Below are 14,855 nucleotides of genomic sequence, written 5' to 3'. Positions count from 1 at the left end.
TCCTTCGAGGAAAGGACAGTGAGGGGCTCAAACCGCCAAACTCAACCGGGCAGGCTCAGCCCGATCAGGTCCTGCCAGAACACCACCTGCGGGTAGGCGCTGCGGCCGTCGGTGACCCGGTCGTGGGCGCGCAGCGTGAACGCGAAGGCGCAGAAGCCGTGCCCCGGCGGCAGCCAGCTGGTCACCGCCGCACCGGAGCCGCCCGGCTGCAGCGTGGTGGCGACGTAGTCGTCCAGGTCGGCGGTGGGCTCGTCGCGGCTGCCGGTGAAGTCGCAGGGCGTGGCCGGCAGCACCGCCGCGGTATAGGCCTTGGGCGTCACCCCGCCGGCCACGAAGGTGGCCACCGGCACGTTGTTGCCCCGCGTGACGGCCAGGCTCCAGCTGTGCAGGAAGCCCTCCGGGTCCACGGCGCGGTGGCGCACGGTCAGCGGCGCGGCGGGGTGGGTCAGCTCGAACAGCCCGCAGTCGCCCAGCTCGGTCGTCCCCATGCGGATGCCGGCGATGTCGCCCTTGCTGCCGTTGCCCGGCCGCCCGGCGATCGCCGTGCGGTTGTGGATGTAGAGCGTGAACTGGTCGACGCTGCCTGCCACCAACTGCCCGGCCGCGTCATAGGCCTCGATGCGCCACTGCACCGGCCCCGGCTCGTCCCACGGCCGGTAGAGGCTGCTGTCGAGGATGAGCTTGAGGTCGTTCTCGATCCAGTTCAGGTCACGGTCGTGGTTGTCGTAGGTGGGCACGTCCACCGCACTGCCCAGGGCCGGCCCGCCGACCAGCGGCACGCCCGGCACCACCTGGCGCAGGAAGGGCCCCACCGTCTTGCCGCCGGCGATCAGGTCGGGCACGTAGTTCAGCGCATGTGCCTGGTTGACCGCCTGCCAGCGCAGCGCCTCGGGCCGCTTGAAGTACACGGCGTAGCGCAGCGCGGCATCGGAGGCGAAGCAGCCGTACAGCCGCAGCGCACCGCGCCAGCCGGCGCAGTCCACCTGCGGCGCGTTGGCGTTGCGGCAGGTGATGCGTCCCTCGGCGTCAAGCGTGTTGACGTGCCCGGGCGCATCCAGCGCGCTGTGCAGCATCAGGATGTCGCCCACGCGCTGGATCACCCGGTCGCCGCCGCAGCCCTGGCTCGGGTGCACCCGCTCGCGCGGCACACACAGGTCGATGCGCTGCAGGTTGGTGATGTTGTAGTACGGCGCCGACTCCCAGCTCATCGTCAGCCCGGTGCCCAGCACCTGCACGATCACGTCCGGGCGCAGCTGGGTGGCCAGGGCCTCGCCGGCAGCCACGTCGGCGGTTTCCTCGGCCAGGTCGGTCAGCGTCGGGCTGAAGCGGAAGAGGTAGTTGCCCTGCTCGTCGGTGACCGCCAGGCCCAGGTCCTGCCGGGCGCCGCTGCCGGTGTAGGGCGCACCGGCGCGCTCGCTGGCGGTGCGGTCGTACTCCTGGAAGCGCAGCAGCAGGCCGGGTGCCGGCGCCACGCTGCAGCGCAGGCGCAGCGCCGCATCGCGGATGGCGGCAATGCCCTGCAGTTGAGCCGCGTTCAGGCGGCCGGCCCCGGCACGCACCGGGGCAGCGTCGAAGGCCACCTGGCGGGTCGTGGTCTTGAGCGCGGCAACGGCCTGCGCCTCGATGGCATCCAGCGACGCCTGGCTCTGCGCCTTGCCGCTGGCGGCCAGGTGGGTGAGCACGGGTTGCTGCGTAGGTGGCTGCGTGGATGGCGGCGCCGTCGTGAATGCGGAGCGGAACACCATGCCGGTGGCACGCTGCGGCAGCCCGGTCGGGATCACCAGTGGCGTGAGGTCGCGCAGCGCATCGGGCGCCGGGTCGGGCAGCGGCAGGCGCGGGCCACGGATGCGCTCCGGGTAGAGCTGGGTGAGCACCTCGCAGAGCAGCGGGTAGCGCTCGCACAGCGTGGGCAGGTGGAAGGGCGGGTCGATCACCACGAAGTCGGGCCGGCAGGGATTGAACAGGCACAGGCCCTGGTAGCTGCGCACGCGGCCATGCACCACGTAGTCCGACCCGCTGGCCGGCATCGAGGCGGTGATGACCAGGTCGTCGTAGTCGGCATCGCCGCCGTTGCCGTTGCCCCCGTCATCGCTGCGGATGTCGAAGCTCAGCAGCCCGCCAGCGACGCCGGGCGTGCCGATGCGCTGCGCCGAATCGCGCCAGAGGTCGCCCGGCGCCTGGTGCTGCAGCTTGACCGACCACTGCGTGCCGGTGACGAACACCGCCGTGCCAGCCGTGCCGGCGAAGACGCCATTGCCGGTGGCCGCGCCGCTGACGACGAAGCGCTGCGCCCAGGCAGCCGCCTTGCTCTTGAAACGCAGCGTCCAGCTGCCTTGCATCGTGATCGCCATGATGTTCTCCGGTCGGTGTGGCCGCGGGGGGTTGCGGACGGCGCCTCGCAGCCGCTGGGGGCGCTGCCGTCGGGCGGGGCCGCCGGGGGATTTCGCCTGGAGGCCCCGGGGCCGCTGCCTTGGAACGCATTGCAGCGCTGCCCCCTTCCCGTTCCGATGCGCCGCGTCAGCCCCCACAGCCCGTGGGAATGGACGACCACGAGACGATCGGCCCGGACGCCGTGAAGCGCCCAAAAAAAGAAACCCCCGGCTGCGCGAACAGCCGGGGGCATGGCGTGGGGATGGAAGCGTTCGAAACGGCGGGCGTCGGACGCGGGCCGGAGGGCGTCAGCGCCGGGACGAGGGCGGCTTGCCGTGATCGCAGCCGCCGTCATCGCCGCCCTGCGTCGGCCGCGGCGGCTCGGGCGGCTGGTAGCGCTCGTTGAACACCGGGAACTCGGGGATGGCCGCGGCGCGCAGCGACTTGAACTGGGTGCCCTTGTGGTATTCGATCAGGAAGTCCACCCAGTCGGTGGTCTTGACGAAGTCGATGATGTGCGGCTGCACGCGCGGCAGGGTGGGGTCGGGATTGACGTCGAGGTAGAAGGGCGAGCGCCAGTCCCAGTGGCCCTGCAGCAGCGGGTCGGGCAGGAAGATGTTCATCGCCAGCGTCTTCTCGGAGAAGTCCCAGTGCACCCCGGGGGCCAGCCAGGGGGTGTCGCTGTCGCCGTAGCGCTTGATGCCCTGCAGCGCGTGGCGCAGCCGGGCCGCGGCCTCGTGCACGCGGTAGGGGCCGAAGTCCTGGTCCATCAGCGTGCGCGCCAGGCTGTACAGGTCGGTCAGCTCGTCGGGGGTGTCCAGCGCGGGTCCGGCCTCGGTGTCGTACTGCTGCGCCTGCACGATGGCGCGGCGGATGTGCTGCACCACCGCCTGGCGCGAAAGCATGCCGCCGGGCGTGCGCAGCGCCGCCAGCAGCGCATCGGCCAGGTCATCGAGCCGCTCGGTGATCTCGTGCAGGCGCGTGAGCTCGATCACGCAGCCGGCGGTCGGGTGATTTCCCTTGGCGGCCAGCACCGCCCGGTTGCCGTCGGCCAGCCAGTGCCCCACCTGCAGCGCCGAGGCGCTGCCCGCCTGCTGCCACTGCCGGAACACCGCGGGGTAGGCCGCCCCGGCGGTGAAGAAGTTGTAGTTGGGGTAGCCCGTGGCCACCTGCGCATAGGGCGCCACGGTGTGCAGCAGCTCCACGGCCATGTTGAAGCAGTTGTTGAAGTGGATCGCCGCCAGCCGCGGCACCCCGGCGGCCTGGGCCCGGCGCAGCCCCTCGCCCAGCGCCCAGGTGGACAGCGGCATGTGGTTGGCCGGCAGGATCGGCGAGCCCTGCGGCAGGATCGGTGACCCCTGGGGCAGGATGGGCGAGCCCTGCGGCAGGATCGGTGAGCCCTGCGGCAGCGTGGGGGCGCCGCCCTCGCCCGTCAGGCGCCACTCGATCTGCCCGCCGCGTGTCAGGTTGGCGGCGCTGAGCTGGCGGCGGTCGATCTCCGGCAGGAAGCCGGCCCCGTGGCCTTCCAGCGCCAGCACGATGGCCGCCTCCGGGTGGGCGCGGTGGGCATGGCGCAGGAAGCCGGCCAGGGTGTGGACATCGGCCATGTCCTGCTTCCAGCGCGCGGTGATGCGCACCCTGGCCGGGGCGTAGGCATCGATCTCGATGAGCTGGGTGTCGTCGTCCAACCGGTCCAGCAGCGCCACCACGTGGGTGCCGGCCGCCGCCACTTCCGCCAGGTGGCGCAGCAGCGGGTGCTGCGCCAGCGTGGTCGATTCGCCGTCCGGGTAGGTGCTGAGCACCGCGTCGCTGCCAAACGGTGCGTACACCGCCAACACCACCCCGCGGGTGGCGGGATCGCCCGGGCGTGCACCCTGCAAGCCGGGCAGCTGCGCCGTGGTCGTGTTCGTGATCGTCGCCGTGGTTGTCGTCGCGCTCATGATCGGGTTCCTCCAAGGTTGGCAGGGGCACCCAGCCCTGCGCTCACGAGCGCCGCCGGGTGCTCGATACACTAGCCGCGCTTGGTTCGCATGCCAAAGCACGACCGGCAGGCTCCGCGGCCCCCGCCTCAGACGATCACCAGACGATGAGGACCTCCCCATGACCCGCGCCGCTCACAGCTCGTTACCAACTGGCCCGGCCAGCGGACCGGCCCACGCCGGCGCCGGCTCGGCCTGGCCCAGCGCGGCCCTGGTCGAGTCCCTCGTCGACGCTGCCCTGGCGGCGCACCGGGCCGGCGCGCTGGAAGAGCTGCTGCACCGCCGCCCGCGCCTGACCCGCTGGGTGGAGCGCCATTGGCTGCAGCCGCTGCTCGGTGCCGGCGGCGATGCCCTGCGCGGCGACAGCGGGCGCGCCCGGGCGGTGACCTGGCTGCTGCGCTGGGGCCTCGCGCAACTGCGGCCGGACCGCCTGCCTGGGCTCACCGGCATCGACCACGCCAGCTGGCTGGAACGCACCAGCTGGCGTCCGCTGCTGGCGTTGATGTGCCAGCACGGCTTCGAAGCGGTACCCGACTTCCCGCAGCGATACCGGCGCCGCGCCGACGAGCCGGTGGTGGACAACCTCTGCGGCCTGTGGGCGATCGGCCCGAGCACGCTGTACCGCGCCCTCGACAAGGGCCGGCGCCAGCTCGCCGCGGTGCTGCGCGAGCTGCCGTGCCAGGGCGCTGACCGGCTGAGCCTGCGTGCGGTGGTCGACCAGGCCCTGGCCGCGCAGTGGGCACAGCAGCCGGCGCAGGCCCGCCAGGACTGGCACCAGCGCCAGGCCACGCAGGCGCTGGTCGATGGCGACCCGGCCTCGGCCTGGTGGCACCACCTGCAGGCCCACGACGTGGGCGCCTGCCTGCGGGTGCTGCAGCGCGCACGCATCGAGCTGGCCAGCCACCCGGAGACCCCGGCGTTGATCGCTGCGCTGGCGGCCGAGCCGCTGACCACCCGCGAGCGATTCGACCTGTGCCTGGCCCAGGCCGCACTCTGGCGCATCCACGATGCCCCGGAGCGCGAGCGCCAGGCCTACGAACAGGCACTGCGCCTGGCCGACGAGGCCAGCGACGACCTGCTGCTGGGCGCCGCCTACGGTGCGCTGGGCAAGTTCCACGAGGCCCGCGATGCCGACCGCGCCTTTGCCTGCTACCAGGACAGCGCCGACTTCCTGCGCCGCGCCCTGGAAGCCGGCGGCGAGCCGGTCGACACGCGCATCGCCGAGGAAACCCTGCAGACGCTGACCCGGCTGGCCTGGGTGTTCGTGCTGCGCAACGATCCGCGTTCGCGCGCCGTGCTCGACAACGCCCAGGCGCTGCGCGACACCGCCGGCATCGCGCCCGAGGTGCTCGCCGCGCTGGAACAGACCTGGGGCGAGTACTGGCGCCGTGCCGGCGAGATCCGCCGCGCCCTGGAGCACAAGCACCGCGCGTTGAACCTGTACGAGCGCATCGGCGACCAGCAGTCCGTGCTCAAGACCTACGGCAACCTGGCGCTGCTGTACGGCGATGCGAAGGACTTTCCGCGGGCGATCGAGGCCTCGCAGCGGGTGCTGGCGCTGGCCGAGCGCATCGCCGTCGAGCCCGAAACCGTGGCCAGCACCCACCTGAACCTGGGCGCCACCTGGTTCTGGCAGGGGCGCTACGAGCAGGCCATCCAGTCCTACACCCAGGCGCTGCAACTGGCCGAGCGCGCCGGCCTGGCGCTGGTGGTGCGGCGTGCGCACTACAACCTGGCCGAGGCGCATTTCAAGCGCTTCCAGGCCAGCGACGACCCGGCCGACGAGCAGCGCGGCGACACCCACGTGGCCGCGGCGCTGGCCGCCTGGCCGCACGAGAGCGATCCGGCCCACCTGGAAGCCGCTCGCAACCTCAAGGCCGAGATCCTCGGCCCACGCGACGATCTGGCCTACGACCGGCTGCTGCCGCAGGAGTCGGTGGCCCACGCCGAGGAAATCGCCGAGGTGCACCGCCAGCGCGCCTTGCTGGCGGTGCCCGGCGCACCGGCCGAGCAGGTGCACGCCACGCTGCGCATCGCCCGCGCCTACCTGAGCATCGCTGCCAAGGAACGCGAGGCCGCCCAGGCGCTGATCGAGCGCCACGGCCTGGGCGACGCCTTTGCGGCCGACTTCGCCGAGTTGCAGCAGCTCTTCAGCCGGGCCCTGACCCGCGCCCAGCAACTGGCCGACCCCTGGCAGGCCCGTGCCGGCGACATGCTCGACCGCCCCCGCCAGGCCGCGCTGCTGCAGCACCTGCTGGCGCACGGCCACATCCACAAGAGCGCCTACGCACAGCTGTGCAGCGTCGGCCCGGCCACCGCCTCCAAGCACCTGGCCGCGCTGACCGAACGTGGCCTGCTGCGCCAGACCGGCCGGGGCCCGGCCACCCGGTACAGCCTGCCGGAATGAGCAGCCCGGCGGCTTTCCCGCCCGCCCATGCCGCGGCCCGTATCCCACGGGAACCGGACATGAGGGTAAGTCCTAGGCACAAAACCATGAACTAGGTCAGCTTTTGGTCAGAGAGCATTCCTAGACTCGTAACGAAAGATTTTGCAATGGTCCGTACGGGACGATTGCAGACCTTTGGTATTTGCCCACAACCCATTGAGGAGAGAGGCATGACAGACCCTGTCGTCGCACGCATTCAGAAAAATCCGAAGTATCAGGAACTCAAGCAGAAGCGCAATTCATTTGGCTGGTTTCTCGCCATCCTCATGTTGATCGTGTATTACGGCTATATCGCCCTGATCGCATTCAACAAGGGATTCCTGGCCCAGCCGATCGGCGCCGGAGTCACTTCGCTCGGCGTGCCGATCGGCATGGGTGTGATCATTTTCACGATCGTGATCACCGGCATCTACGTGCGTCGTGCCAATAACGAGTACGACGCCCTGACGGCACAAATCCTGGCCGAGGAAACCAAGTGATGAAGCGTAGCTCCCGCATTTCCCTCGCACTGCTCGCCCTGGCGGGCAGCAGCGCGGCGCTGGCCGCAGGTGCAGACCTGGGTCAGACCACCAAGCAGGCCACCAACTGGACTGCGATCGTCATGTTCGGCATTTTCGTGCTCGCCACACTGTGGATCACGAAATGGGCGGCTGCCAAAACCAAGAGTGCGGCCGATTTCTATACCGCCGGCGGCGGCATCACGGGTTTCCAGAACGGTCTGGCGATTGCCGGCGACTACATGTCGGCCGCCTCCTTCCTGGGTATTTCCGCTGCGGTCATGGCCTCTGGCTATGACGGCCTGATCTACTCCATCGGCTTCCTGGTCGGCTGGCCGGTCATCACCTTCCTGATGGCCGAAAAGCTGCGCAACCTCGGCAAGTTCACCTTCGCCGACGTGGCGGGCTACCGCTTCAAGCAGACCCCGATCCGCGCCTTCGCCGCGTCGGGCACGCTGGTCGTGGTGGCGTTCTACCTGATCGCCCAGATGGTCGGTGCCGGCTCGCTGATCAAGCTGCTGTTCGGCCTCGACTACTGGATGGCGGTGGTGATCGTCGGTGCGCTGATGATGGTCTACGTGCTGTTCGGCGGCATGACGGCCACCACCTGGGTGCAGATCATCAAGGCCATCATGCTGCTGTCGGGCGTGACCTTCATGGCCTTCATGGTGCTGTCGCAGTTCGGCTTCTCGCCGGAAGCGCTGTTCGCCAAGGGCGTGCTGGTCAAGGCAGCGATCGCGCAGAACGGCAAGGATGCGGCCATCGCCGCCGCCATGGCCGCGAGCGCGGCAGCGTCTTCGCCTGAAGCCGCCGCCAGCGCCGCAGGTGCCCTGGCCAAGGCCAACGCGATCGATCCGGCCAAGGTGGGCCTGTCCATCATGGGCCCGGGCGGCTTCATCAAGGACCCGATCTCCGCGATCAGCTTCGGCATGGCGCTGATGTTCGGTACCGCCGGCCTCCCGCACATCCTGATGCGCTTCTTCACGGTGCCCAACGCCAAGGAAGCCCGCAAGAGCGTGTTCTGGGCCACCACCTGGATCGGCTACTTCTACATCCTGATCTTCATCATCGGCTTCGGCGCGATCACCCTGGTGCTGACGAACCCCGAGTTCGCCGACACCGCCAAGGGCACGATCAAGGCCGGTGGCGCCAACATGGCGGCGGTGCTGGTGGCCAAGGTGGTCGGTGGCGACATCTTCTTCGGCTTCATCTCGGCAGTGGCCTTCGCGACCATCCTGGCGGTGGTGGCTGGCCTGACCCTGTCGGGCGCCTCGGCGGTGTCGCATGACCTGTACGCCACGGTGTTCAAGAAGGGCAACGCCGACAGCGCCTCCGAGCTGAAGGTCTCGCGCATCACCACCCTGGCGCTGGGTGTGGTCGCGGTGGTCCTGGGCATCGCCTTCGAGAAGCAGAACATCGCCTTCATGGTGGCGCTGGCCTTCGCGATCGCCGCATCGGCCAACTTCCCGGTGCTGTTCCTGTCCATGCTGTGGAAGGGTTGCACCACCAAGGGCGCGGTGATCGGCGGCTTCCTGGGCCTGATCTCGTCGGTGGGCCTGACCATCGTGTCGCCGTCGGTGTGGGAAGCCACGCTGGGCTACCCGAAGGGCTCGGCCTGGTTCCAGTACAGCTCCCCGGCGCTGTTCTCGATGACCATCGGCTTCGTCGGCGTGTGGCTGTTCTCCATCCTGGACAACAGCGCCCAAGCCCAGAAGGAACGTGCCGACTTCGATGCGCAGCAAGTGCGCTCCGAGACCGGCCTGGGTGCCGCTGGCGCCTCCGGCCACTGACCTGCGCGGGCCTTGAGCCCGCCCCCTCGACGGGCGCCACGCGGCGCCCCTCCCACAGCCCGGGCCCCGCCCGGGCTGTTGCATTTGGGGGTGGCATTCGCATCGGCCGCCCACGCGTCCAAAGCGGGAAGTGGACGGTTCCCATGCCGCAGAACCGGCCTTCCCCCCTGTTCAGAGGGGGATATCTTCTCCAAGTCATCCACCCCGAGTAGGCAAGCCACGGCAACCAGGCCGGGTCAAGCCGCCATCGCTACCGAGCGACCGGGATGGACAGCCTCAGGAGACTTCCCTCATGCTGCAGTGGTTCACCCACCTCCGCCTCGCGACCAAGCTGGTCGTGTCCTTTTGTGCCGTACTGGCGCTGAGCCTGCTGATTGGCGGCTTCTCGATCCTGAGGCTGCAGACGATCGAGCGGGACCTGCATGAGATCACCGACAACTGGCTGCCCAGCGTACAGTTGGTGAAGGAGATGGACGCGCAGATCGCCGCCTTCCGCATCGCCGAACTGCAGCACGTGCTGTCCAAGGACGAAGCGAGCATGGCGCAGCGCGAAGCCGAGATGAAGCAGCTCACGGACGACCTCGCCAAGCTGGAAGCCGCCTACGTGCCACTGATAGCCAGCCCCGAAGAGCAGCAGCTGTGGAACACCAACAAGCAGGCCTGGCAGGGCTTCCTGGCTGAACACGGCAAGCTGTTGGACCTGTCGCGCGCCAACCGCACCGAGGAGGCCCATGCCCTCCTGAACGGCGCGTCCCAGAAGCTCTATGCCAATGCGGAGGACGCGCTCGCCCAGTTGGTCAAGCTCAATGAAAAGGGCGCGAAGACCTCCAGTGCCACGGCCGAGGCGACCGTCGACAGCGCCCGTGTGGCCATCATCGCGGCGCTGGCCCTGACCATCGTGATCGGGCTGCTGCTGGCCTGGCGGATCTCGGCGTCGCTCGCCCGGCCGATCCACGAGGCCATGCGGTTCGCCGACAAGGTGGCCTCGGGCGACCTGACCACGCGTGTCGAAGTGCGCTCGCGTGACGAGGTCGGCCAGCTGCTGGAGTCCCTGCAGGGCATGAACGACAACCTGGCGCGCATCGTCACCCAGGTGCGCGGCGCCAGCGACTCGATCGCCACCGGTTCCTCACAGATCGCCTCAGGCAACGCCGATCTGAGCCAGCGCACCGAAGAGCAGGCCGCCAACCTGGAAGAGACCGCTGCCTCGATGGAGCAGCTCAGCGCCACCGTGCGCAACAACGCCGACACGGCCCGCATGGCCGCACAGCTGGCCGCGTCGGCTGCCACGGCAGCCACCCGCGGCGGCAACGTGGTTGGCCAGGTGGTGGACACGATGGATGCGATCAGCAACAGCAGCCGACGCGTGGTGGACATCATCGGCACGATCGACGGCATCGCCTTCCAGACCAACATCCTGGCGTTGAACGCCGCCGTCGAGGCGGCCCGGGCTGGCGAACAGGGCCGCGGCTTCGCGGTGGTGGCCGGCGAGGTGCGCACACTGGCACAGCGCTCGGCCGATGCGGCCAAGGAAATCAAGAGCCTGATCAGCGCCAGCGTCGAGAAGGTCGAGGCCGGCGCCCACCTGGTCACCGAAGCGGGCAGCGCAATGAACGACATCGTCGCCCAGGTCAAGCGTGTCAACGACCTGATCGGCGAGATCAGCTCGGCCACGCAGGAGCAGACCTCCGGCATCGGCCAAGTCAGCGACGCCGTGGCGCAGCTCGACCAGGTCACCCAGCAGAACGCCGCCCTGGTCGAGGAAAGCGCTGCGGCCGCCACCAGCCTGAACCACCAGGCACAGTCGCTGGTGCAGGCGGTGGGCTCGTTCCGGATCCATGCGGGTGCCGCAACGACGCAGGCCGGCCATCGCAGCGCGCCGAGCCTGCCGCCCGCACGCGTGGCAGCGGCGCCGCGCCCCGTGGCGACGACCTCACCGTCCACCCCGTCATCGACCCCGGCCGCGGCCTCCGCGCCTGCCCCGGCGCGCGCCACCCCCGCGCCCTCGCCCGCCCCCGTGGCGGCAGGCAACGACGACTGGGAAACGTTCTGATCCGTCGGCCCGCGCCGCCTCTCCCTCAGGCCGAGCTCAGGCCAGACGGTTCAGGTGGCGCAGTTTGGTGAAGGCCATCGCGGCCATCACCGCGTCGTTGACGGCATCGTGCGCATCTCGCAGCGGCAGGCCCAGGTCGTCCATCAGCGTGGCGAAGCGCAGGTCGATGTTCGTGACGCTCTGCATGTGCGGCGCCAGCCGGCGGTTCTTGTATTCGAAGTACATCGCCGAGATCTCGAACTTCGGCTGCGGCAGGCCCATGCCAAGGATCGGGAAGATCACCTTGTTGAGCATCGCGACGTCGAATTCGAGGTAGTAGCCCACCAGCGGGCGGCTGCCGATGAAGTGCAGCAACTGCTTGATCGCCTCGTCGGGGTCCAGCCCCTGCGCCACGTCCTGCTCACGTAGGCGGTGCACCCGGATGCTGTCGGCCGAGACGCCCTTGCTCGGCTTGACGATCAGCTCCAGCCGCTGGCTGGTCAGGATGCGGTCGCCGACGATGCGCACGGCACCGATCGAGATGATCTCGTCGCGCCCCACGTTCAGGCCGGTGGTCTCGCAGTCCACCGACACCCACTCGTTCTCCGGCGGTGCGTCGAACATGAAGCGAAAGCGCTGGTCGCCCATGTGGTAGAGCATCCACTCGCGCCGCAGTGCCTGCCAGGCAGGCTTCAGACCCCATTTCATGTTGGCCGCCCCCTCACAGCACGTCGAGGCGGTAATGCGTGCGCAGCATCGCCTTGAAGCGCTTGACCACGCCCAGCGCGTCCTTCAACAGGTCGCGGTCCAGGCTGGAGAGCTTGTCGACCCGGATGCCGCCCGGCTGCTTGCCCAGCACGATGGCCTGCAAGCCGGTCTTGAGCTTGAGCGCCATGAAGAAGCGCAGGCACTCGACCAGGTCGGCTCCCATCTGCGCCGGCAGCTTCTCGGCCGTCACCAGCGCCTCGATGCGCGCCGCGGTGCTGGTCTGGCTCAAGCGCGCCTCCAGGGCCAGCGCCCGCACGCCGTGCACCAGCGGGAAGGTGCCGGCCTTCTTCAGGTCCAGCTGGTTGGCTTCATCGCCGCCCAGCGACAGCAGCTTGTTCCACCAGCCCTGCCCCTCCTCGAAGGACTCGATCGCCGCGGCAAAGCGCGCCAGCAGCATGCCGTTGTCGGTGGCCAGCTTGAAGAGCTCCCCGCGGACCTGCTCCAGCAGCGTGGCATCGCCGCACACCGCGTGGGCGTCGAGGAAGATCGCCAGCGCCATCATGTTGTCGCCCGAGGGATGCAGCAGCCAGCCCTTGGCCCGCTGCGCAAAGGCGGTGGCCGGGTGGCGCCATTCGGCGTTCGACACCATGATCTTCCCGGGGCACTCCGGGTAGCCGAAGCTGGCCAGCGCGTCCGAGAAGCGCTGGCAGACCGCGCCGAGGTCGTGCTCGCAGACATAGCCGTCGCGCAGGATCAGGCCGTTGTCCTGGTCGGTCTTGAGGATCTGCTCACCGCGGCCCTCGCTGCCCATCACGAAGAGGCAGGAGTTGGCCACCAGGTCGGGCGGGGCGATCAGCTGCCAGGCGCGCTCGAAGAGCTTGGCGTTGAGTTCCTGCACCAGCCGGGCGATCTGCTCGACCTTGGTGCCGGCACGGTGCAGCATCGTGACCGAGCGGGTGATCTGCTCCGCGGTGGTCTGCAGCGTTGCCAGGTCCTGGGCCTCCAGGATCTGCAACATGATCAGGTAGGAGTGGTTGGACAGGAAGCTCAGCAGGTCCAGCTGCTGCAGGAAGCCGATGATGTGCTCCCCATCCATCACCACCAGGCGGTGGATCTTGTGGCGGATCATCAGCGCCAGCGCCTCGAACAGCGGATCCTTCGGCTTCACCGTGATCAGCTTGAAGGTTGCCAGTTCGCGCACCTTCAACTCGTTGAGCGGCGTGCCGTGCAGCACCGCCCGCTCCAGCCCGGTGATCGTGAACACGCCCTGGCGCGGCGGGTCGGTCTGGTTGTCGCGCACCATCACGTTGGTGGTGCGCTTGTCACGGAACACCCGCACGACGCTGACGATGTCGTCGTCCGCGTCCACCCAGGCGGCCGGGCGGATGAAGACCTCTTCCACACGCGCCATCGTCAGGGACTGCAGCTCGTGCTCGCCCTCACGCTCGGCCAGCGCACTGAGCTTCTTCGACAGGTCGGAGAACAGCAGCGCACCGAAGGTGGCGTTGCTGGCGATCAGCTCGCTGACCGCCTCCTTGGCCAGCTGGTAGGCCACCACCTCCTCGGCCGCCACGAAGCGGCTGGAGGCCTTGCCCGACACGAGCGCCCGGCCGTCGAAGCTGTCGTCCGGCCCGTAGGTGGCCACCAGCTCGTCGCCGTCCCACTGCTGCACGTAGCCCTTGATCAGCACGAACAGGTGTTCGGGATGGGCCCCGGGGGTGAGGATTTCCGCACCCTCGCGGAAGTAGGCGATGTCCAGGCTGTTGCGCACCAGGGTGCGCTCTTCGCTGTTCAGGCAGTCAAAGGGTGAGATCGAGAAGTGAAAAGCGCTCGGCACGTTGGCTCTCAGGTCGGGAGGCGGTCGACACAAGTCGCAGCGACAACTCACGGCGTCCCCCGGGTGGGGGTACGTCCGATTCCATCTGCGGGTTTGTGCGGATTCTCCGCCTCGACCTGACACCAGGCCTTGCGCCTGCGCACACTGTGTCGCCGCGGGCGGTTCAGGGCTTGACAGCGCTGCCCCGCCGCGCCGGCATCAGGCCGTCACAGCACCGAAGCGCCGCTGCGCTTGACGCCCAGCACCGCGCCGGTGGTGTTGGTCTTCATGCAGGTGGTGCTGTTCTGCAACGCGCCGGTGGCCTCTTCCTTGACCTTGAAGTCCAGGCAGAGCCAGGCGGTACCGGCCACGTCGCCCGCGGCCAGGAAGTAGTCCACCGTGGTGCGCTGCTTGACGGTCGTGCGGTCGCGGCTGGTGTAGTCGACCGAGGTGAACCAGTTCGAGCGGGTGCCCACCACTGCCCGTGCCGGCAGGGCATTGACCGGCTCGTGAACGCTGTAGGTGCCCTCGTCATCGATCTGGCCGTGCCAGACCAGCGGCGAGGTCGTGTACAGAAGGGTCGCCTTGCTGTCCCAGACCTTCGCCCCGTTGCGCGACAGGGTGCTCGTCATGTACGACACCCTGACCAGGATGTCGCCCTTGCCGCCGAACTGGACGATGTGATCCTCGGCCGCCGGTGTGATGTGGGTGGCGAAACCGTAGTCCTCCCGGTTGGCGGGGTCCACATAGGCCGAGTAGAGCAGGTCGTTCTCGGTGGTGAACAGCGTCGCCAGCGTCGCCTCGACCGGGTAGGTCACGGGCGGCTCAGTGGTCGTCTCGCTGCTGCTGGTGGTGCTGGCGTTGTCGCCACCGCCACAGCCGGCCAGACCCACGGCCCCCAAGGCCAGCGCGCCCACCGTCAACGCGGCCATCACCTGGCGTCCAAACCCATTGCCTCTTGTGCTCATTTGCGGATCCCGTGGTCGATTCGTGAGAAATTATGCAACTCAATCGAAACCCTATGTAACTTTCGATGCATATTGCACACCCTGTCCGAGTGTGTCGCGGGCCGGAACGGGCCCTGGCGTCGACAGCAAGCGACACCGTCGTTGGCCGGGCGCGCTGGTGGCTCGCCTCCCCTGGGCCGGCGCGGGGCGGTGCGAGCCGGCGCGGGGGGCCCCGATTACCTCTGCACACACCCGCCGCAGGCCAGGCGT

The 14,855-nt window shown here is 69.1% G+C and carries 9 protein-coding genes; 4 read left to right on the top strand and 5 right to left on the bottom strand.

Annotated elements, in window-relative coordinates:
- Positions 1-41: 41 nt before the first annotated feature.
- Positions 42-2,351: a hypothetical protein gene (locus tag NGK70_RS11255; RefSeq protein WP_251973301.1), complete on the bottom strand. Its 2,310-nt coding sequence runs from the start codon at positions 2,349-2,351 to the stop codon at positions 42-44.
- A 327-nt stretch (positions 2,352-2,678) separates the two neighbouring features.
- A complete protein-coding gene (locus NGK70_RS11250; protein WP_251973300.1) occupies positions 2,679-4,310 on the bottom strand; it encodes a clostripain-related cysteine peptidase in 1,632 nt (543 codons plus the stop codon).
- 160 nt (positions 4,311-4,470) lie between these two features.
- Here NGK70_RS11250 and NGK70_RS11245 point away from each other — a divergent pair, with 160 nt between their 5' ends.
- From NGK70_RS11245 to NGK70_RS26470, 4 genes are all read left to right on the top strand, one after another.
- On the top strand, positions 4,471-6,756 hold the full coding sequence (locus tag NGK70_RS11245; protein ID WP_251973299.1) for a tetratricopeptide repeat protein: 2,286 nt from the start codon (positions 4,471-4,473) through the stop codon (positions 6,754-6,756).
- Between the two features lie 209 nt (positions 6,757-6,965).
- A complete protein-coding gene (locus tag NGK70_RS11240) occupies positions 6,966-7,274 on the top strand; it encodes a DUF485 domain-containing protein (RefSeq protein WP_251973298.1) in 309 nt (102 codons plus the stop codon).
- Positions 7,274-9,082 carry a cation acetate symporter gene (locus NGK70_RS11235; protein ID WP_251973297.1) on the top strand — a complete coding sequence of 603 codons (1,809 nt, stop codon included), beginning with the start codon at positions 7,274-7,276 and terminating at the stop codon, positions 9,080-9,082. Before NGK70_RS11240 ends, NGK70_RS11235 begins: the two co-directional genes overlap by 1 nt.
- A 292-nt stretch (positions 9,083-9,374) precedes the next feature.
- A complete protein-coding gene (locus tag NGK70_RS26470) occupies positions 9,375-11,135 on the top strand; it encodes a methyl-accepting chemotaxis protein (protein ID WP_310742597.1) in 1,761 nt (586 codons plus the stop codon).
- A 36-nt stretch (positions 11,136-11,171) separates the two neighbouring features.
- Here NGK70_RS26470 and NGK70_RS11220 read toward each other — a convergent pair whose 3' ends face one another.
- The 3 genes from NGK70_RS11220 to NGK70_RS11210 all read right to left on the bottom strand — a co-directional run bounded on the left by NGK70_RS11220 (position 11,172) and on the right by NGK70_RS11210 (position 14,606).
- A complete protein-coding gene (locus NGK70_RS11220; RefSeq protein ID WP_251973296.1) occupies positions 11,172-11,822 on the bottom strand; it encodes a 3'-5' exonuclease in 651 nt (216 codons plus the stop codon).
- Between the two features lie 13 nt (positions 11,823-11,835).
- Positions 11,836-13,659 (bottom strand): DUF294 nucleotidyltransferase-like domain-containing protein, encoded by a 1,824-nt coding sequence (locus tag NGK70_RS11215; protein ID WP_251973295.1) that lies wholly within the window; start codon positions 13,657-13,659, stop codon positions 11,836-11,838.
- Between the two features lie 206 nt (positions 13,660-13,865).
- Entirely contained in the window at positions 13,866-14,606 is a 741-nt protein-coding gene (locus tag NGK70_RS11210) for a hypothetical protein (protein ID WP_251973294.1), read from the bottom strand.
- Positions 14,607-14,855: the final 249 nt, after the last annotated feature.

The sequence above is a fragment of the Sphaerotilus microaerophilus genome (assembly GCF_023734135.1).
GTDB lineage: Bacteria > Pseudomonadota > Gammaproteobacteria > Burkholderiales > Burkholderiaceae_C > Sphaerotilus > Sphaerotilus microaerophilus.
Note: the sequence above shows the minus strand (reverse complement) of the source record. Positions and strands in the feature narration are given on the sequence as shown.